This is a genomic window from Streptomyces sp. SD31, assembly GCF_052068475.1.
GTDB lineage: Bacteria > Actinomycetota > Actinomycetes > Streptomycetales > Streptomycetaceae > Streptomyces.
This window is the reverse complement of the sequence record NZ_JBQHCX010000025.1, coordinates 98,977-116,110: the sequence shown is the minus strand read 5'-3', so window position 1 is coordinate 116,110 and position 17,134 is coordinate 98,977. Positions and strand designations below refer to the sequence as shown.

At 70.0% G+C, this 17,134-nt stretch carries 15 protein-coding genes and 1 pseudogene; 7 read left to right on the top strand and 9 right to left on the bottom strand.

The genetic code is table 11. The features are described from left to right. Window positions 1–263 precede the first annotated feature (263 nt). A complete protein-coding gene (locus tag ACTMVF_RS39565; protein ID WP_441275926.1) occupies window positions 264–1,055 on the bottom strand; it encodes a matrixin family metalloprotease in 792 nt (263 codons plus the stop codon). Window positions 1,056–1,448: 393 nt separating this feature from the next. On the opposite strand from ACTMVF_RS39565, the gene ACTMVF_RS39560 reads away from it, so the two are divergent. Further along, entirely contained in the window at window positions 1,449–1,895 is a 447-nt protein-coding gene (locus tag ACTMVF_RS39560) for a hypothetical protein (RefSeq protein WP_441275925.1), read from the top strand. Window positions 1,896–2,085: 190 nt separating this feature from the next. On the opposite strand, the gene ACTMVF_RS39555 is transcribed toward ACTMVF_RS39560, so the two are convergent. Next, window positions 2,086–2,742 (bottom strand): response regulator, encoded by a 657-nt coding sequence (locus ACTMVF_RS39555; RefSeq protein ID WP_441275939.1) that lies wholly within the window; start codon window positions 2,740–2,742, stop codon window positions 2,086–2,088. 15 nt (window positions 2,743–2,757) lie between these two features. Beyond that, a pseudogene (locus ACTMVF_RS39550) lies at window positions 2,758–3,891 on the bottom strand (sensor histidine kinase); the annotation flags it as partial. A gap of 574 nt (window positions 3,892–4,465) precedes the next feature. On the opposite strand from ACTMVF_RS39550, the gene ACTMVF_RS39545 reads away from it, so the two are divergent. Together ACTMVF_RS39545 and ACTMVF_RS39540 are read left to right on the top strand one after the other, a co-directional pair. After that, window positions 4,466–5,029, top strand: a complete 564-nt coding sequence (locus ACTMVF_RS39545; protein WP_441275924.1) for a hypothetical protein — start codon at window positions 4,466–4,468, stop codon at window positions 5,027–5,029. A gap of 222 nt (window positions 5,030–5,251) precedes the next feature. Continuing rightward, window positions 5,252–6,376, top strand: coding sequence for a hypothetical protein (locus ACTMVF_RS39540; RefSeq protein ID WP_441275923.1), 1,125 nt, complete (start codon window positions 5,252–5,254; stop codon window positions 6,374–6,376). 170 nt (window positions 6,377–6,546) lie between these two features. Here ACTMVF_RS39540 and ACTMVF_RS39535 read toward each other — a convergent pair whose 3' ends face one another. The 3 genes from ACTMVF_RS39535 to ACTMVF_RS39525 all read right to left on the bottom strand — a co-directional run bounded on the left by ACTMVF_RS39535 (window position 6,547) and on the right by ACTMVF_RS39525 (window position 9,384). Continuing rightward, on the bottom strand, window positions 6,547–7,182 hold the full coding sequence (locus ACTMVF_RS39535) for a glyoxalase (protein WP_441275922.1): 636 nt from the start codon (window positions 7,180–7,182) through the stop codon (window positions 6,547–6,549). 143 nt (window positions 7,183–7,325) lie between these two features. Continuing rightward, a complete protein-coding gene (locus ACTMVF_RS39530; RefSeq protein WP_441275921.1) occupies window positions 7,326–8,078 on the bottom strand; it encodes a calcium-binding protein in 753 nt (250 codons plus the stop codon). Window positions 8,079–8,439: 361 nt separating this feature from the next. Next, on the bottom strand, window positions 8,440–9,384 hold the full coding sequence (locus ACTMVF_RS39525; RefSeq protein WP_441275920.1) for a helix-turn-helix domain-containing protein: 945 nt from the start codon (window positions 9,382–9,384) through the stop codon (window positions 8,440–8,442). A 101-nt stretch (window positions 9,385–9,485) separates the two neighbouring features. On the opposite strand from ACTMVF_RS39525, the gene ACTMVF_RS39520 reads away from it, so the two are divergent. Beyond that, window positions 9,486–10,517 carry a saccharopine dehydrogenase family protein gene (locus ACTMVF_RS39520; protein ID WP_441275919.1) on the top strand — a complete coding sequence of 344 codons (1,032 nt, stop codon included), beginning with the start codon at window positions 9,486–9,488 and terminating at the stop codon, window positions 10,515–10,517. Window positions 10,518–10,738: 221 nt separating this feature from the next. Next, window positions 10,739–11,713 (top strand): phosphotransferase family protein, encoded by a 975-nt coding sequence (locus ACTMVF_RS39515; protein ID WP_441275938.1) that lies wholly within the window; start codon window positions 10,739–10,741, stop codon window positions 11,711–11,713. A 158-nt stretch (window positions 11,714–11,871) separates the two neighbouring features. Here the strand turns inward: ACTMVF_RS39515 and ACTMVF_RS39510 are convergent, their stop codons facing one another. Both ACTMVF_RS39510 and ACTMVF_RS39505 read right to left on the bottom strand, forming a co-directional pair. Then, window positions 11,872–12,801 (bottom strand): carbohydrate kinase family protein, encoded by a 930-nt coding sequence (locus tag ACTMVF_RS39510; RefSeq protein WP_441275918.1) that lies wholly within the window; start codon window positions 12,799–12,801, stop codon window positions 11,872–11,874. After that, window positions 12,798–13,484 (bottom strand): class II aldolase/adducin family protein, encoded by a 687-nt coding sequence (locus ACTMVF_RS39505; RefSeq protein WP_441275917.1) that lies wholly within the window; start codon window positions 13,482–13,484, stop codon window positions 12,798–12,800. Before ACTMVF_RS39505 ends, ACTMVF_RS39510 begins: the two co-directional genes overlap by 4 nt. A gap of 56 nt (window positions 13,485–13,540) precedes the next feature. Here ACTMVF_RS39505 and ACTMVF_RS39500 point away from each other — a divergent pair, with 56 nt between their 5' ends. Together ACTMVF_RS39500 and ACTMVF_RS39495 are read left to right on the top strand one after the other, a co-directional pair. After that, window positions 13,541–14,212: a TetR family transcriptional regulator gene (locus ACTMVF_RS39500; RefSeq protein WP_441275916.1), complete on the top strand. Its 672-nt coding sequence runs from the start codon at window positions 13,541–13,543 to the stop codon at window positions 14,210–14,212. Between the two features lie 57 nt (window positions 14,213–14,269). After that, complete coding sequence (locus ACTMVF_RS39495; protein ID WP_441275915.1) at window positions 14,270–15,031, top strand: YqjF family protein; 762 nt, start codon at window positions 14,270–14,272, stop codon at window positions 15,029–15,031. A gap of 104 nt (window positions 15,032–15,135) precedes the next feature. On the opposite strand, the gene ACTMVF_RS39490 is transcribed toward ACTMVF_RS39495, so the two are convergent. After that, window positions 15,136–17,097: a DUF1996 domain-containing protein gene (locus ACTMVF_RS39490; protein ID WP_441275937.1), complete on the bottom strand. Its 1,962-nt coding sequence runs from the start codon at window positions 17,095–17,097 to the stop codon at window positions 15,136–15,138. Window positions 17,098–17,134: the final 37 nt, after the last annotated feature.

Genomic DNA, 17,134 nt, shown 5'->3' with positions numbered 1-17,134 from the left:
CGTCGGTCCGTGCACGCTGATCACTGCTGGCCGCTCTGCCCGACCACCATCACCACGGTGGCCGGGCAGACTTACTTTCGGTCGGTGCACCCGACCGGAGGCAGAGCAGTTGGCGACCGGCGAGTCCGCCGGCACTCCAGGCGGCGCGAGGCCGATCGGCCGCTCGTTGTCCGCCTGTTGGAACCGTGCGTCTCACTCGAAGGCTGCCGACTCAGACCCTACGTGTTCCCGGAAGATCACCGATGCGAGCCAGGCGGTTCCGGTCAGGTGCCGGGCTTGGGGTACAGCTGGTTCAGTACGGCGAAGTCGTCCGACGACGGGTGCTGCGGGAACTCCGGCACGGACAGGCAGCTGTTGGTGGATCCGTTGTGGTCGAGTCCGAGGGCGTGGCCCATCTCGTGGCAAGCGACACTGCGCCGCGCCGCGTAGGTGTTCGGGGTGACCTGGTCGTTGAGCTTGACCGTAACGCTGCCGTCGACAAAGTATCCGCCCGACGTGGACGCCTCGGTCACGCCGTACCAGTCGGTCCCGTACCTGCCGCTGTACACGTGCACGCAGTGCCGTCCGCCGCCGGGGCATCCGGCGGTGTGCCAGCGGTAGTAGGCGTCGATGCCGGGAGCCTGGTACCAGTCGACCCGGGCGTCGGTCACGGGCCACGAGTCGCCGCTGTGGTCGAGGAAATACACCTGCGGGTCGTTGAACGGTCCGTAGGCCCACTTGTGGCCGCACCAGGCGGAGGCGGTGCCGACGAAGGGCGCGCAGCCTGCGATGCCGACGTCGGCGGCGCTGTTCGCGTCCTGCACGCCGCGGATGCCCTGGCGACGCAGACTGCTCCGCAGCTCTTCGGCGGTGACGCCCGGAGCAGGTTCGTAGATTGCGGTGTATGTGGTGCCGTCAGAACGTGGCTGGATCACGTAGACGGCGTTGTCCGCTCCGGCTTGGGCGCGCGTCTTCCCCGCCGAGGCACTCGTGTCTGCTTGTACGGCCGGGGCCGAGAGCGCGACGACCAGCGCGGTCACCGCCAGTCCGATCGCGGTTCTCGTTCTTCGCAGCATGTCCTTTCCCCCCAATCGCCCTCGGCCGTCTCCCACCGCTGACTTGGGGCGGGATGCGTGAACGGCCGTGGACAGGTGGCGCAAGACTGGCATGTCCTCGACAATCCGGGAACGGCGTGAACACGCCATACTGCGCTGCACCGGACCCCAGGCTCGCTGCGAAGATCACACATCGTTCGGCCAAGGGCTGAGGGAACGGGTGCCACTGAGGAGCACGAATGCGGAAAGGGTCGGCCCGTTTGCGCTGGCCGATCCCATGCTGGTCCCGTGGCCCATGGGTAAACCCCTGCGGTAGCTGAGATCAACCTGCCGTTGGATTCGCTGCTCTGGCGTGCTGTCTACCGTCGAAATGCTCGTCTGCCGACCGCAGACCACGTTTCTATGGGGGTAACAATGCGCCTGAAGCGCACCGTCGCCGCACTGGGCACCTGTGCGGCCGGAATCGGGCTGACACTCGGACTGTCGCCGCAAGCAATGGCCGTGGATCACTGGGATCCGGGCTATATCAGGTATCCGCATGTTCGCGATGTCCGCGACTCCGTGGAGTGGCACGGTGCCGTCGGCAGCGTCAGGATCTCCTGGGGGAGCTACACCCAAGTAAGCCTCAGCGGCTGGGTCAAGGACACCAGGGCCGACGGCAGGGGCGCGACCGTGCAGGTGTCGTACTACTGGTACGACTCCGGCGCCTGGGAATACGAGGTGAAGACCTTCATCTCCGCCTCTGGCGGCGTGGGCGACGTGCGGAAGAACGCGCAGCACACCACCGCTGAGATCAAGGACCTGGAGGTGCGGTTCTGCACCGTGAAGGGGGCCGACGAGTCCTGTACGCCGTGGGCGTGACCTTCTGCGGGCAGCGGATCCAGCTCACCTGTGCCGCGACATGTAGACCGGGGAACATCCTGGGCCGCACGCCCGGCTGACGAGCCGTTGGAAGCTGCTGTATGACAGAAGACGGTGTTGGCCGGTCCGTGCCGCCGCAGCGAAGTCGCTGGTGCCTCCAGGCCCATGGGGCCGCCAGAGCACCCGTCCGCTATCCGCCCGGGGTCACGAGCCCCGATTCGTACGCCACCACTACCGCTTGTGCCCTGCTGTCCAGGGCCAGTTTGTTCATCGTGCGGTTGAGGTGGGTCTTGACGGTCGCCTCGCTGATGTAGAGGCGGTCAGCGATCTCCAGGTTGGACAGGCCGCGTGCGATCAGTTCCAGTACCTCTAGCTCACGGGAGGTCAATGCATCCAGACCGGTCGGCTGTTCGCAGGCAGTCTGGCGCGCGTATGCCTGGACCAGGCGGCGGGTGACGCTGGGCGCGAAGAGGGCGTCACCAGCGGCGACCGCGGCCACCGCGGCGAGCAGCCGTTCCGGACCGGAGTCCTTGAGTAGAAACCCGGCGGCTCCGGCGCGCAGCGCCCCGTACACGTACTCGTCGAGGTCGAAGGTGGTCAGCACCAGAATCCGGGGCGGGCGATCGGCGCCCTGGGCGAGGATGCGTTCGGTGGCCTCGATGCCATTGATGCCCGGCATCCGGATGTCCATCAGGATCACGTCCGGGGCGGTCTCGGCGGCCAGCGCCACGGCCTCCGCGCCGTCGCCGGCCTCGCCGACCACCTCGATGCCGGGTGCGGCGCGCAGCAACCCCACCAGTCCGGCCCGGATGAGGAACTGGTCGTCCACGACGAGCACAGTGGTCATTGGCTGGCGTCGTCCCCCCCGCCCTGCTGCCCGCGCGGAGGTCGGTAGGGTCAGCCTGACGGCGAAGCCCCCTTGCTCCTGCGGGCCGATGCTGATCTGCCCGCCGTAGAGCTTGGCCCGCTCACGCATGCCGAGCAAGCCATGCCCGCCGTCGGTTCGTACTCTGTCTGGAATCACCCCCTCTCCGTCGTCTGTGACCGAAACGGCCACCTGATGCGGTTCATACCTCAGCCGTACTTCCGCACGCGCGCCGGGCGCGTGTTTCAGGACGTTGGTGAGCGCCTCCTGCACGACTCGGTAGGCGCACAGATCCACGCCGGGAGCGAGCGGGCGCGGAGTGCCCTCGACGGTCAGGGCCACCGGGACGCCGCCGGTGCGGACGCGTTCGGCCATCTCCTCGAGGCGGGCCAGGCCCGGCATCGGGCCGACCGGGGCGCCGTCGTCGGCGGCGCGCAGCACCGTGAGCATGCGGCGTAGCTCTTCGAGGGCCTCCTTGCCGGTGGCGTTGATGGTGTCGAGAGCGGTACGGGCGGTCTGGTGATCGGTGTCGAAGACGAACCGGGCGAGACCGGACTGCACGGAAATCACGGACATGTGGTGGGCGACCACGTCGTGCAGTTCGCGGGCGATCCGGCCCCGCTCCTCGGCCACCGCGCGCCGGGCCCGCTCGGCCTGTTCCCGGCGCAGTTGCCGGGTCAACTCGGCCGAGCGGCGGGCGACGACACCGAACCGCCACAACACCGCCGGATAGACCACGGCCTGCCCGACGACAGACGGCCAGGAGTCGGTGGGACTCACCGCGCCCGCATAGATCCAGACTCCGCCCATCAGCGCGGCGCAGGGGACGGAGACGCGCAGTGCTCGCAGGGAGGCGACGGTGTAGACGGCGAGCATGGGGCCGAAGCTGCACACGACGGGCCAGTAGCCGGCCGTGATGTACACCAGCCAGGTCGCGTGCGCGAGACAGCAGACCACGACGGGGGCCCGTCCGCGAAGCACGAGCGGCAGGTGGACCAGGACCACCAACGCATAGGCGGTCGCATCGAGCGGATTCTGCCCCTGTCGCGCGGCCTCCGGCCCCAGCAGCATCGCCACACTGGTCAGCGCCGCCGCAATCAGCGCGTCGACTGCGAGGGGGCGGATGCGCATCGCAGCAGCGTAAGGCCCACCCTGGCTGATGGGCGTCAAACTTCCGCGGTTCCACGGCAGTTGCAGGACCCGGGTGTACCGCGCTGGTCTGCAGAGCCCCGCTTGTGCAGGTGGGCGAGGGTCTCGTCCGGATCGGTCCGGCTGGCGAATTCCATCTGCCGGATCCGCTGTGCCACCCGCGCACGAGGGACGCCGGGTCGTCGAACCACTCGCCCTCGCTGTTCCGCACCCATGGCTCTACCGGTAGCAGCCGGGGCACCGAGGCCGTCAGAGGGTACGGCCGGCCGTCGAGCCCGTTCGTCGGGCCCGTTCGTCGGCCTCCTCCCCCAGGGGCAGGACGCTGCCGGCCTATGTGCACGACGTTCTGGCCCCACTTGGCGCTCCGAGGTCCTGCGCGGACGGCCTCATGACACGCGGTCGTCTTCCCTTCCCATCGCCAAGCCGTGCCGTTCGCCCGAGCACGGCCTGCCCCTTTTTCCGTTCGGTACAACCGAACACGTATCTGGCGTGTCTCAGATCTCACAACGCGCGTAAAGCGCCACACATGTGCCCAGGGGGGACCGAGTTGAGGAACATGAAACGAGTCGCGCAGGCGTGTCTGATCGGTGTCGGGATGGTCGTCACCGTCTGCGGGACCGCCCAGGCCGCTCCGGTGACCGAGGGCGGATCCAAGCCGGCCAGGACGATCGAGAAGGGCCACGCCCTGTCCTGCACCGGGCAGTCCGGAGGCGTCGCCGTCGCGGTGGACCTCTACCAGAACTCCGCGTTCGGCTCGCACGCCAGCCTGTCGGTCGAGACTCCGGAGGGGGAGTACGGCGGCGGTTACGGACCCGAGGACACCACGCTGTTCACCAACGGGACGATCGCGGCCGACATCCCGGTCAGGAAACTGGACGACACGGCCGAGCCCGTGGGCGATGCCGTCATCAGCGGCACCTACGCGGCCGCAGGACGGCCGAAGCCCGTACACGAGGTCATCGAGGACCCGGCGGGACACTACGTGATCACCAAGGGCACCAACACACCGCTCCGGACCGTGGCCACGGTGGATGTGCTCGGTGAGAGGGTCCCGCTGTCCTGTTCCACCGCCTTCGCGTTCGACCTCACGGTGTGGCGGCTGACTCCTGGCCAGGGCTGAGGAAGGGTTGCGCATGACCGGCCGCCGGGGCAGCGGCGGCCGGTTACGAGCGTGATCTGCATCCAGCGAGCGCATCCGTTCGCTTCACGAACGGGCCAGGCCGCGCGGTAGCGCTGCCGCTGGTGTTGCGAGGAAATGGGTCACTCCACGGGGATCGCGAGCTCCACCCAGAGCAGGTAACGGAAAGAGCTCGTTGTCAGAACCGCGCGGCACTCTTGATCCATGCAAACACTCTTCAGCGGCGAAGTGCACGTGGCCTACGGGCAGGTCTATGTCTGCAGCGACGACGACGGTCACGACCTCGGAGATTCTTTCGCCGGGCAGCGGGCCGGGCTGTGCGGCGGGGCGGTGCCAGGCCATCTCTTTCTGCTGACCGGAACGCACACCGGCTCCGTCCCCATGACCGTCGAGCTGTACGCGACGGAACCGCCCCTGGACGCCGACGCATGGGAGGACATCGTCGAGGTGTCTTTCCAACCCGTATCGGACAAGACCTGTCTCGTGGAGTGGGACTACCGCTGGTATCCGCTCCCCCTCTCCGAGACGTCGTACCGGGTCCGTTACCACTGTCGAGGTATGGACGAGACGCACAACGCGGTACGCGGCGCGGGTGAGCCCGTGCTGGACGAGTATCTGCTGCGATTCTGGCCGAGCCCGCCGGCCTCGGACCGCGTGGTCAAGGAAACCAGCCGAGCCGCCGCCTATTGGCACGAGTTCGCGCGCAAGCAACCCCCAGGCCCCACCCCCGAGGAGCAGGCCGAGGCGGAGCGCCGAGCCCGCGAGGAGCAGGAGCAAGCCAAGCTTCAAAAGGAGATGGACGCGTGGGGCGGGCGCCTGCCCAGCGGCCGACTGCGGGAGGTCCGGGACAAGCTCCGGGGGATCCAGGGCTATCCCAAGGGCCTCGTCGGCCTCGATGCCGCACTCGTGCATGCGATCGACGCCGCAGGTCCCGAGGAACAGCGCGCGCTCGCCCGCTGGGCAGCGCACCGCGCCTGTGCGGCAGCAGGGATCAGCGAAATCGACTGGGTGGCGCGCGGCCTGGCGGAGCTCGACAGGGGCGAGCCCTACTCGCCGCCCCTGGACGACTCACGACGGCTGCGGGACGCCGTGTTCTCCGACGCACGCGTTCCTCTGTCCCACGACGGAACCCCCGGCTTGCCCCAGGTCGCCGCCTTCACCGCGCTCTGGGACGCTGCCGCAGCCGACCCCCTCAAGGCGGCGCTGGACGCCCTCCTCGCGGCGGTGGTCACCCAAGGCGCCGACTACCCGCACCTCTTCGCGGAGGTCCGCCGCACCCTCTCAACGACGGCCCCCGCGCCCCGGATAGAGCGGAACGACCGCCAGTAGGAAACGCAAGGCGCTTCGGTATTCGCCTTCTGAGCCACCGCGGCCAGCGCACAGGGGCGGCGAAGGTGACGGCCAGGCAGCGGTGTTCGTGCCAGGCGCGGCCCCGCCTTCGCGTGGGGAGGGAATCGAGTTGCTGGGGACACACCCTCCTCACCAGACCTGCACCCGCGTCATCCGGTTCCCAGCGAGGCGGTCTGCGATGCGGTCGTCCACGTGAAGCCGTCCGGGTCGGTGAATGGCCCGGCATCGCTGCCGATCGTGAGCCGGTGCGATCCGGCGCCTTCGGCAGGGACGCCGACCACCTTGGCCAAGGCGCGGCGCTTGTACAGCGCCAGCTTGACGGGGCCCGACCCGGTGACGAACTCGACGTACTTGCTGCCGAAGCTCTTCGCCACGGCCAGTCCGCGCTCGACGTAGAACTGCTTGCCGGCCTTCACGTCCTCGACGCCGAGAAGAAGCACGATCTCGTCCATCTGCCGGGTGGCCGGCCCGGTGTCCTTCTTCGACGACAATGCGACTTGCCAGATCGTGCCGTCCGGGGCCTGTACGACGCCGCCGTAGCCCCAAAGCGACTTGGCGGCAGGCTTCAGCGTCGTGGCGCCGGCGTCCACGGCTGCGTCGATGAGGGCGTTGACGTCGGCCGGTTGGGACACCACGAGCGACAGCGTGAACCCGCGGAAGCCGGTGGTCGGTGTCTCCGAGGCCCGCAGTCGGATCTGACTGCCCAGGCCGAAGGCGGTGGCGTAGAAGCGGTGGGCAGCAGTGGGGTCGGTCACCTCAAGGGTGACGGATTCGATCGAAGTCATGCTGAAGACGCTAGCCACGGCTCCAGGACCTGCGCTTCTCGATTCCTGACCAGAACGAAGACCCAGCAGGCATGATGCAGCCCGTCATCGCCGGCAACGGAACGAGACACGATCCCTCTGCTCGTGTGGTCGTGTTTGCCGGATCAGGGGCGTACATCGACGTAGTCGCCGGTGGCCTTGGCCGGGCCGGTGGTGGGGGTGCCGGTGAAGTTCCAACGCCAGTAGCCGTCCTTCACCGCCTTGACCGTGGTGTGCAGGGTGCCGGTGTTGCTGGTGTTCACCGTGGCCACCGTGGTGTAGGTGCTGCTGCCCTTGGGGCGGAACTGCAGTTTCACGGCTTGGCCCGCGTATCCCGCATACCGGTAGGTGTCCCAATTGGCCCGCACGAGCTTGCCGGTGACGGTGATACGTGCGCCCTTGTCCACCGGTTCCGGTGCGGCATTGACTGTGAGCCGCGCGGCGCGTTTGAGGCCGAACGACCCTACGCCGGGGGCAAAGACGGAATCGCCGTCCTGGGCATCGACCAAGGCGTCGACCGACCACGTTCCCGCGTTGGCGTTGGCCAGGTCCACCGGGTCGTCGCTGCCCGGGGCCGGGTGGGCGTTGACGGTGAACACCGTCGTGCATGCCGTCGCGGTCTCGCAGAACGCGTCGGTGGTGTAGAAACCGCCGTGCGGCCCCTTCAGATCCACATCGACGAAAGACAGGCCGGAGTCATCCGATCCTGTGACCGTGACCGGGAACACCACGTTGTGCGTGATCCCCACGATGACGTCATGTCCGGAGTTGACAGTGGCACCGCTCACTACCGGGTCGCCGGCCGCGGTGTCGGAGGCGGCATCGGCCGAGGCGCCGGCCCCGGCCCCGGCCAGCAGAACGGCGACGGCCCCCACCACGACAGCGCGGTTTGTCGCGCGACCGACGGGCTTGTGCCTTAGGACACGTACGGCGGGGAGGGGCGGGGCGATGTCGCGCCCCTCGCTGTGTCTGTCGCCAGGTGATGTGGTGCAGCGGCTCATGAATCCTCCCAGGGATGACAGACCCCGCTGCCAACCACCCGACGAGCGACGACAGTTGGTGGCGAGCGCGGGAGACGGAGAGACGGATGTGTCTCACTCCTACGACTGCCGAACCGGACCGATCGTTGCCCCCGGCGGGATGGGAAAACGAACCGCCACCTGCCACGGGAGTCGTTGTGCGGCCTGCAACCGTGTCTCAAGTTCCGCCGGCTGATCATGGAGCACCGTGATGGTGTGGTCAGCGGGGCCGGGAGTGGAAGGTGCGGCGGTAGGTGTCCGGCGGCACACCGACCGTGCGGTGGAAGTGGCGGCGCAGTGTCGTGGCGGTGCCCATGCCGGTGGCTGTCGCGATGGTGTCGATGCTGTCGTCGGTCTTTTCCAGTAGTTCCTGGGCGTGGCGGATGCGCTGGGTCAGCAGCCATTGCAGGGGGGTGGTGCCGGTCGTGGCTTTGAAGCGGCGGCCGAGGTGGCGTGAGCTCATGTGTGCCTGGCGGGCCAGGTCCTGAACGGTCAGCGGTTGGTCGAGCCGTTCGATGATCCACGGGAACAGGGCGGCGAGGGGGTGGTCGTCCTGGGCGGGTACCGGGGTGGTGACGAACTGGGATTGGCCGCCGGCCCGGTGCGGTGGGACGACCAGGCGGCGGGCGACGGTGTTGGCGGTCGAGGTGCCGTGGTCGAGGCGGACGAGGTGCAGGCACAGGTCCATGGCCGCGGCCTTGCCGGCGGAGGTGAGGACGGTGCCGTTGTCGACGTACAGGACGTCCGGGTCGACCTCAACATGGGGGTAGCGAGCGGCCAGAGCCTCCGTGTGTGCCCAATGGGTGGTGGCGCGTCTACCGTCCAGCAGGCCGGCTGCGGCCAGCACGAACGCGCCCGTGCACAGGGAGGCCACGCGTGCGCCCGCTTCGTGGGCCGCGCGCACTGCGTCGACCAGGTCGGTGGGTGGGTCCTCGTCGATGTCGGCCCAGCCCGGGACGATCACGGTGTCGGCGTGCTGGAGCCGGTCGAGCCCGTGGTCCGGCTCCAGCTGGAACCGGCCGAAGCGCACGGCGTTCGGCCCGCAGATGGTGACGTCGTACCAAGGGCCCGGCACGGAGGCCGGGGCGCCGCCGAACACCTCGTACGCCACCGACAGTTCGAAATGGAGCATCCCGTCGGTGACCGCCAGCGCGACAGTAGTCATGTCCGTAATTGTATGTGTCACGTCGTTCCGGACACTCACGGTGGAGCGTCCGCCCGCACCAGGATGGTCGTAGTCGACCGATCGAGTACGGGGAGAGAGACATGGCAACGGGTCACAAGATCGCGGTGTACGGCGCGTACGGGCACACGGGGCGGTTCGTGGTGACGGAGCTGCTGGAGCGCGGGTTCGTGCCCGTTCTCGCCGGTCGCGACGCCGAGAAGCTGCGGGCGATGGCGCGGTCTCACCCCGGACTCGAGGTCAGACCGGCGTCGGTCGACGACCCCGCGGCGCTCGACCGGGCGCTGAGCGGTGCGGCGGCCGTCATCAACAGCGCCGGCCCCTTCGCCACGACCGGCGCGCCCCTGATCGAGGCGGCCCTGCGGGCCGGGATCCCGTACGTGGACGTGGCGGCCGAGATCGAGGCCAACGTCGACACGTTCGAGCGGTTCTCGGACCGGGCACGCGCCGCGGGAGCGGTGATCGTCCCCGCGATGGCCTTCTACGGCGGTCTCGGCGACCTGCTGGCCACGGCGGCGATGGGTGACTGGACCGAGGCGGACGAGGCGCACATCGCGTACGGGCTGAACGGCTGGCACCCCACGGAGGGGACGAGGTCCGCGGGCGCGGTCTCCCGGCAACGGCGGGACGGCGCACGCGTGGTGTACCGGAACGGGCGGCTGGACTACCGGCACGACGACATGCCGACCCTCAAGTGGTCCTTCCCCGAGCCGATGGGCACCCGGGAGGTCATCGGGGAGTTCACGATGGCCGACGTCGTCACCATCCCCAGCCACCTGCCCATTCCCGAAGTGCGCACCTATATGACGACCGAAGCGGCCCGGGATCTGTCGTCCCCGGACACGCCGGCGCCGTCCGCGGTCGACGAGAGCGGGCGGTCCGCGCAGACCTTCCTGGTCGATGTCGTGGTGCGCTCGGGTGCCACCGAGCGGCGTGCTGTGGCGAGCGGCCAGGACATCTATGCCGTCACCGCGCCGCTCGCGGTGGAAGCGGTGGCCCGCATCGTCACGGGACGGACCAGGACGGCCGGTGTCGCCTCCGCCGGCGGGATCTTCGACGCGCCCGACTTCCTGCGTGCGCTGTCCTCGCACATCCGCCTGGAACTGCCTTCGTAGCGGGCCGGCCGTAGGCGCGGCAGGTCCATTCGGTGCATCCCTTGCTGCCGGCGGTGGTCGACAGCACGCAGGTACCGCGTTTGTCGTTCCGGGACTCGTGGAGGACCCGTGTCCGCGTGTCCTCGGATGCGGAGGAAACCAATCGCACCCGCGTCGGGGCTCCCGTAGGGTGCGCGGGTCGGCGTGACGGAGAGGCGGTTCGGAGCGTGGCACCCAAGGCAGTGACGCGGGAGCAGTGGGCGGGTGTGGCGCGGGCCGCGCTGGGCGGCGGGCGTCGGCTGGAGGCTGTCGAACGGGTCGCGGGTGGCAGCAAGAAGGGCGTGTACCGCCTGGTGATGGACGATGCGACGACGGTGATCGCCTACCTGTGGAGCGAGGCCGAGAACTACTGGCCGGTGGCGGAGGGCGACGACGACCTCGCCGACCCGTTCTCGCCCGGCCTCGGGCTCGACCTGTTCGAGGCCGCACACGCGCGGCTGGACGCGCTCGGCGTCCGTGTCCCGGAGTTCCGTCTCGTCGAGCGCGACGGCGCCCACGGCCCCGCCGACCTCGCGATCGTCGAGGACATCCCGGGCGACAGCCTCCAGGAACTGCTCGCGCGCGACCCGAGCGCGGCTGCCCCGGTCATGGCCCGGCTCGGGGAAGCGCTGGGGGCGATGCGGCGTCATCAGGCGTCGACGTACGGCAAGGTGGCCGTGGTCGACGAAGGAGGCACCTCGCGCGGGACCTCGTGCGAGGGAGTCGTCCTGGAGCGTGCGCTGCGGGACCTCGCCGAAGCGGCGGCGCGCGATCCACGGATCGCGGGCGCACGCGACCGGCTGGAGGAACGGCTGCTGGGTCTGGCGGCGGCGGTACGGCCGCGCGCGGAGTATGCGGTCGTGCACGGCGAACTGGGGCCCGACCATGTGCTGGTGGACGCCGGCGGGAACCCGGTGTTGATCGACATCGAGGGCTTGATGTACTTCGACGTCGAGTGGGAGCACGTCTTTCTGCGGATCCGTCTGCACGACGCCTACCGGCCGCTGGAGGCGGACGGACTGGACGAGGACCGGCTCGCGTTCTACACGCTCGCGCAGCGGCTGTCGTTGACGGCGGGTCCGTTGCGATTGCTCGACGGGGCCTTCCCCGACCGGGCGTTCATGGCGGGCATCGCCGAGTACAACCTGAAGAAGGCGCTGGACCTGGTCCGTGTCTGAACGCCTCGGCGGAGGCGTTCGTGGCTCGGGAAGCGGACCCTCGGCCGAACCCGCCCCGGGCTCCGCACTCCCCGAGCCGCGGACCGCCGGACGTGGCTGGTCGACACCACCCACACCCAGCCCCGGGCCGGCATGTACCCGCCGCCCGGCCTCTCACCTCACAGTCGGGGCTTGTGCGCCGCGGCGAAGGCGTCGGCGGCGGTCAGGTCGAAGTCACCGTGATCGCTGCCCAGACCCTGCGCCACCAACGCCGCCGCCGCGCAGCCGAGGACGGCGGAGTCGTACGGAGTACGACCCAAACCCATACCGCGCACGAAGCCCGCCGAGAAGGCATCGCCGCAGCCGGTCGTGTCCACCACCTCGACCGCGAACGCGGGTACCCGCTCGCTGCCCTCCCCGGTCACCAGCAGCGCGCCGTCACCGCCGCGGGTGACCGCGACCAGGCCGGCGCCGGCGGCGAGGAGCTTGTTCGCGCCCGCCACCAGGTCCTCCTCGCCGGTGAACCCGAGGACCTGGTCTTCGTTGGGCAGCATGTGGTCGACGTAGGGCAGTGCCGACGCTATCTGCTCGAAACTCCCCAGCGCGCCGGGGGCGAGCAGGTCCACCGAGGTGGCCACGCCGTGCTCCTTGGCGTACGACAGGATGCGCGCGGCCGTCTCGACCCCGATCAGCTCCGGGCCGCCGAGGTGGAGATGGGTGGCTTCGGCGATCGCCTCCCAGGGCACGTCGTCGAGGCCGTAGGTGATGTTGGCGCCGAGCAGATGCAGCGACGGCCGGTCGCCGTTGGGGCGGATGGGCAGGACACTCGCGGAAGTCGCGGTGTCCGTACGACGGACCAGGAACCGGGTGTCGATGCCTGCCGTGCCCAGCAGTTGGACCAGCATGTCACCGGTGGGGTCGGCTCCGATCGCCCCGGCGCTGCGCACCGAAGCGCCGAGCTTGGCGAGGGTCAGGGCGGTGCCGCCGGCCGTCCCGGCGGCCGTCATCCTGATGTCCTCCACCAGCGTCGCGCCCTGGCCCTCGGGTATCGCCTCCACCGGCCGCACCAGCACGTCCAGCACATGTACGCCCATCGTGACGACCTTCATCGGTTTCCCTCCTGCGCAGGCGGTACGGGGTGGGTGGTGCCGTAGTTCCGGGCGAGGGCGGCTTCGATCACCGCGAGCTGCTGGTGTTCGTCGAGGACGCGGGGTGTTCCGAGGGCGGCCGCGTGCTGGTAGACGCCGCACGCCCACTCCAGCAGCAGCGCGTGCTCGACCGCCTTGCCGAGCGTCGGCGCGTGAGTCAGCGCGCCATGGCTGGCCATCAGCGCGGCGCTGCGGCCCTCCAACGCCGTCAGGACCGACTCGGCGAGCGCCGGCGTGCCGAAGGTGGCATACGGGGCCACGCGTACCGAGCCGCCCAGAGTGAGCAACTGGTAGTGGATGCAGGGCAGTTCGTCGAGCACGCAGGACAGGGCCGTCGCCATCGGCGCATGGGTGTGCACGACCGCTCCGGCGCCGTAGCGGCGGTAGACACCCAGGTGCAGATCGAGTTCCGAAGTGGGCTCGAACCCCCCGGACACGATCTTTCCGTCGAGGTCGACCACGCTCACCTGGTCTGCCGTCAGTTCGGCGAGCACCGCACCGGTGGCCGTGATCGCGACCCGGTCCGCCACCCGCACGCTGACATTGCCGGCCGTGCCGATCAGCAGCCCCTGCGCCCCCAGTCGACGGCACGCTTCGGCCACGGCGGCGCGTTCCTCGCCCAGCACCGAGCTTGAGTCGGTCATGTACGCGACGGTAACCTAAACATGAAACAAAGTCACGTTCATGTTCGGAGGCGCACATGAGGGATGCGAGGACCCCGGATCCCGGCGGCACACGGCACGCCCCCCTGCGCCGCACGCCCCAGCAGGCGCGCAGCAAGGCCCGGCTGGCCCGCGTCCTTCAGGCCGCCGAACGCGTCCTGGTCGGCGAGGGCGTCCAGGCGCTGACCACGACTCGTATCGCGGCGGAGGCGAAGGTCTCGGTCGGTTCGCTGTACCAGTACCTGCCCGACCGCGACGCGATCATCGACGCCCTCGCGGCCGGCTACTTCGCCCGGCTCGAGACGGCCATGGACGACCTCGTCCGCGCCGCGGCCGACGAGCGGTGGGACGACCCCGTCGGTGTGCTCATCGACGCCTACGCCGCCATCTACCGCACCGAACACGGCTTCAGGGCCCTGTGGTTCGGCAGCAGCCTCACCGAGCGGACCCGTGCCGCGGACCGTGCGCACAAGCGCCGGATGGCGGACGGCATCCGGCGCGTCGTGCTGGCCCTCGGCGTGGCCCCGGACGGCGAGGCGCTCGCCCGTGCCTGCCACGCCGCGGTCCTGGCCGCCGACGCGCTGGCGCAGGAAGCCTTCCGTCGTGACCCCGAGGGTGATCCGGGCCTCCTCGACGAAGCCAAGCTCATGCTGCGCGGATACCTCACCGCGATCACCGCCCGCCATGAGGGACAGGAGACCACGAGGTGACCGACGGGGTCTGGCGCGGTTTCCGGCGTCGGATCAGGGCTCTGTCATCCTGATGTCGTGCCGAAGCCCACTCCCGTCACCCCGGACGCTCCCGCTCCGATACCCGTACCTCTCCTCACCCAGCAGTGGCTCGACCTCGCTTTCATCCACTGGGCCGTCGAGCCGGACGCCGTGGCGGGGCTGTTGCCGAAGGGGACCGTTGCGGACACGCACGACGGGGTCACGTACATCGGGCTCGTCGCCTTCCGGATGCACCGGGTCGGCTGGCTGCGGCTGCCCGGCGTGCCGTATCTGGGGACCTTTCCCGAGACCAACGTGCGCCTGTACTCCATCGACGCGCACGGACGACGCGGTGTCGTGTTCCGGTCGATGGACGCCGCACGGCTGATCCCGGTCGTGATGGGGCGCCTGGGCTTCCGGCTGCCCTACCTGTGGTCCCGGATGAGCGTCCGCACGGCCGGCGACACCGTCACCTACACCAGCTCCCGCCGCTGGCCGGGCCCGCGCGGCGCGTCCAGCCGCATCACCGTGCGCACCGGTGAGCGCATCAAGGAGCCCACCGAGCTGGAGCACTTCCTCACCGCCCGCTGGGGCATGCACAACGCCTTCTTCGGCGGGCCCGAGCCGCTGGCGTACCTGCCCAACCACCACCCTCGATGGCCGCTGTACCGCGCCGAGCTGATCACCTGCGAGGAGAACCTCGTCACCGCGGCCGGGCTGCCCGCCCCCACCACCGCCCCGGCCAGCGTCCTGTACTCCCCCGGCGTCCCCGTCCGCCTCGGCCGCCCGGCCCGCCCCGCCGGCATCCCCACACCGTGATCGGTACGACCGTCACGTCGGAACGCCAGGGGCCCGGACCGGAATGACCGGTCCGAGCCCCGAGGGAACGTGTCGGCGTCAAGCGCCGCCACGGGCCCTTGCCGTCATCCGGCGCGGCGGCGCGTACGCATGAGCAGCAGGAAGCCGGCCATGAGGAGTACGGCGCCGGCCGCGGCCGGCCACAGGGTGGTGCCGGTCTCCGCGAGCCCCCCGACCGCCTGCGGCTCCGTTCCGCCACCGTCACCGGACTCCTCGCCGGCCGCGGCGGGCTGCGTCTGCGTGGGGGTGCTTCCCGCGTCGGCGCCGCCGTCCGCCGAACCGCCCGGTGCCGGTGCGGTGGCGTCCTGCGTGGCCGACGGAGTTCCGTAGGCCTTGGGCGCCACCGTGCTCGACATGGTGGGCTTGTCGTCGTTCGCCGGTTCCGTCTCGGGCGCCTCGGTCGCCGGCTCGTCGGTCGCGGGCGGCTCCGTCGCAGGCTTCTCCGTCGCCGGCGCCTCGGTCGGCTCGTCCCCGCCGTTGCCGGGCTCCGGATCCTCGTTGCCGCCGGGCGGAGTGCCGGGAGACTGGGTCGGCTGCGGCTGCTGCGTCGGCTCCTCCTCGCCCGGGTCGCCGCCCTGGTCGGCTCCGGCGCCGCACTCGCGGCCCTCGTTGATGCAGTCGACCATCTGACCCATCAGGTCCTCGGAGAAGACGTTGATGAAGTCGCCGTGGTCGGTGACCGGCTTGTGCAGCTGCTCGGGGAAGGTGTCCAGCGCGAACAGCGGGGTCGTACGGCCGCCGTCCTGAAGGCTCGGCGCGTCGATGTCGTACACGATCCGCTGCACCAGCTGCGGAATGGCCTTGAAGCCGTCCGGGCAGCTGCCGTCGGCGGCCGCGAAGGCCACGTGGGTGCGGTGGTTGGCGGAGTCGATGTTCTGTCCGTCCCAGCAGCTCTGGAACTTGAACGTCCGCACCACGTCGCTGCCCTGCGGGCACAGCGGGTACTTGTCCTTCAGCTGCCGGTCCTCGAAGCCCGTGCAGCTCCAGGAGGCGTTGGCGTTGGCGGTGCCGTTCACGAAGGCCTTCGCGTCGCCGGTGATGATGCGCAGCAGGCGCGGCATCTCGGTGACCTTGCCGCGCGGGTTGCCCACGAACGTCAGCGTCACTTCCTTGGGCGTGACGATCTCGCCGGCGTTGCCCTCGATGCCGCCGCCGGGGGCGTTCGCGTCCTGCTCCTGGGTTCCGTTCTGCAGGCGGATCACGGGCCAGTAGTAGGTGGACTTGTCGCCCTGGTCGACACAGGTCGTCTCGGCGTTCGCCAGGTCCTCGTCGCTCGCGAACGCGTCGTTGGCCTGGTTGCCGACGTAGTCGTGGAAGTGGTGGGCGCCGTTGGAGACGCCGGGGGCCACGATCACGTTGTCGGAGTTGAACAGGCCGTTCTCGTTCACCCCGCAGCTGGTGGCGAAAGTGCCGCGCGAGGCGCCCTTCTGGAGGGCCGGGCCGGTCACGTTCGGCTGTACGGCGGTGATGTCGGCGAAGTCCGCGGCGACGGGGCCGTTGCCGGCCTGGCCGCCGTTGCCGGGCTGTTCGCCGTTGCCCGGCTGCTCGTTGCCCTGGTCAGCGCCTTCCTGGCCCGCCTCGTCGTCACCGCCCTCGGCCTGGCCGTCGTTGCCCTGGTCGCCGTTGCCGCTGTCGGCGGCGCGCAGGGTGCAAGAAGCGAGGGGCTCCAGGCCCTGGGGCCGTTCTCCCTCGCGATCGACGGCGATGGCGATCCGCTCGATCGTCGCGGTGCGCTTGTCCTTCAGCGGATTCATGATGGCGCTGTCGGCGAAGCCGGCGTCCTGCTGGACGGCCTGGGCCGACTCCTGCAACCGCTGGTAGGCCTCGGCGATCTGCTGGTCCAGGAGGGCGAGTTCCTTCGCGACGTCCTCCTTCGCCCCGTCCGGCACGGCCGTCAGCCGGCTGCCGACATCCGGGCAGTCGATGGTGCCGGCCGGGGAGGACAGCGTCCGAGCCGGATCCGCTCCGCCGTCCTCGGTGGCCGAGGCATAGACGTTGGCCGCAACCAGGCCGCCGCCGCCCAACATCAGCGCGACCGCCGCAAAGGTCGCTCGCCGTGCGCCC

Excerpts from the sequence above, each read along its gene's own strand:
- ACTMVF_RS39565 (WP_441275926.1), bottom strand. The coding sequence starts at position 1,055 with ATGCTGCGAAGAACGAGAACCGCGATCGGACTGGCGGTGACCGCGCTG.
- ACTMVF_RS39510 (WP_441275918.1), bottom strand. The coding sequence starts at position 12,801 with ATGAAGGTCGTCACGATGGGCGTACATGTGCTGGACGTGCTGGTGCGG.
- ACTMVF_RS39560 (WP_441275925.1), top strand. The coding sequence starts at position 1,449 with ATGCGCCTGAAGCGCACCGTCGCCGCACTGGGCACCTGTGCGGCCGGA.
- ACTMVF_RS39555 (WP_441275939.1), bottom strand. The coding sequence starts at position 2,742 with ATGACCACTGTGCTCGTCGTGGACGACCAGTTCCTCATCCGGGCCGGA.
- ACTMVF_RS39520 (WP_441275919.1), top strand. The coding sequence starts at position 9,486 with ATGGCAACGGGTCACAAGATCGCGGTGTACGGCGCGTACGGGCACACG.
- ACTMVF_RS39490 (WP_441275937.1), bottom strand. The coding sequence starts at position 17,097 with ATGTTGGGCGGCGGCGGCCTGGTTGCGGCCAACGTCTATGCCTCGGCC.
- ACTMVF_RS39505 (WP_441275917.1), bottom strand. The coding sequence starts at position 13,484 with ATGACCGACTCAAGCTCGGTGCTGGGCGAGGAACGCGCCGCCGTGGCC.
- ACTMVF_RS39540 (WP_441275923.1), top strand. The coding sequence starts at position 5,252 with ATGCAAACACTCTTCAGCGGCGAAGTGCACGTGGCCTACGGGCAGGTC.
- ACTMVF_RS39525 (WP_441275920.1), bottom strand. The coding sequence starts at position 9,384 with ATGACTACTGTCGCGCTGGCGGTCACCGACGGGATGCTCCATTTCGAA.
- ACTMVF_RS39545 (WP_441275924.1), top strand. The coding sequence starts at position 4,466 with ATGAAACGAGTCGCGCAGGCGTGTCTGATCGGTGTCGGGATGGTCGTC.
- ACTMVF_RS39500 (WP_441275916.1), top strand. The coding sequence starts at position 13,541 with ATGAGGGATGCGAGGACCCCGGATCCCGGCGGCACACGGCACGCCCCC.
- ACTMVF_RS39535 (WP_441275922.1), bottom strand. The coding sequence starts at position 7,182 with ATGACTTCGATCGAATCCGTCACCCTTGAGGTGACCGACCCCACTGCT.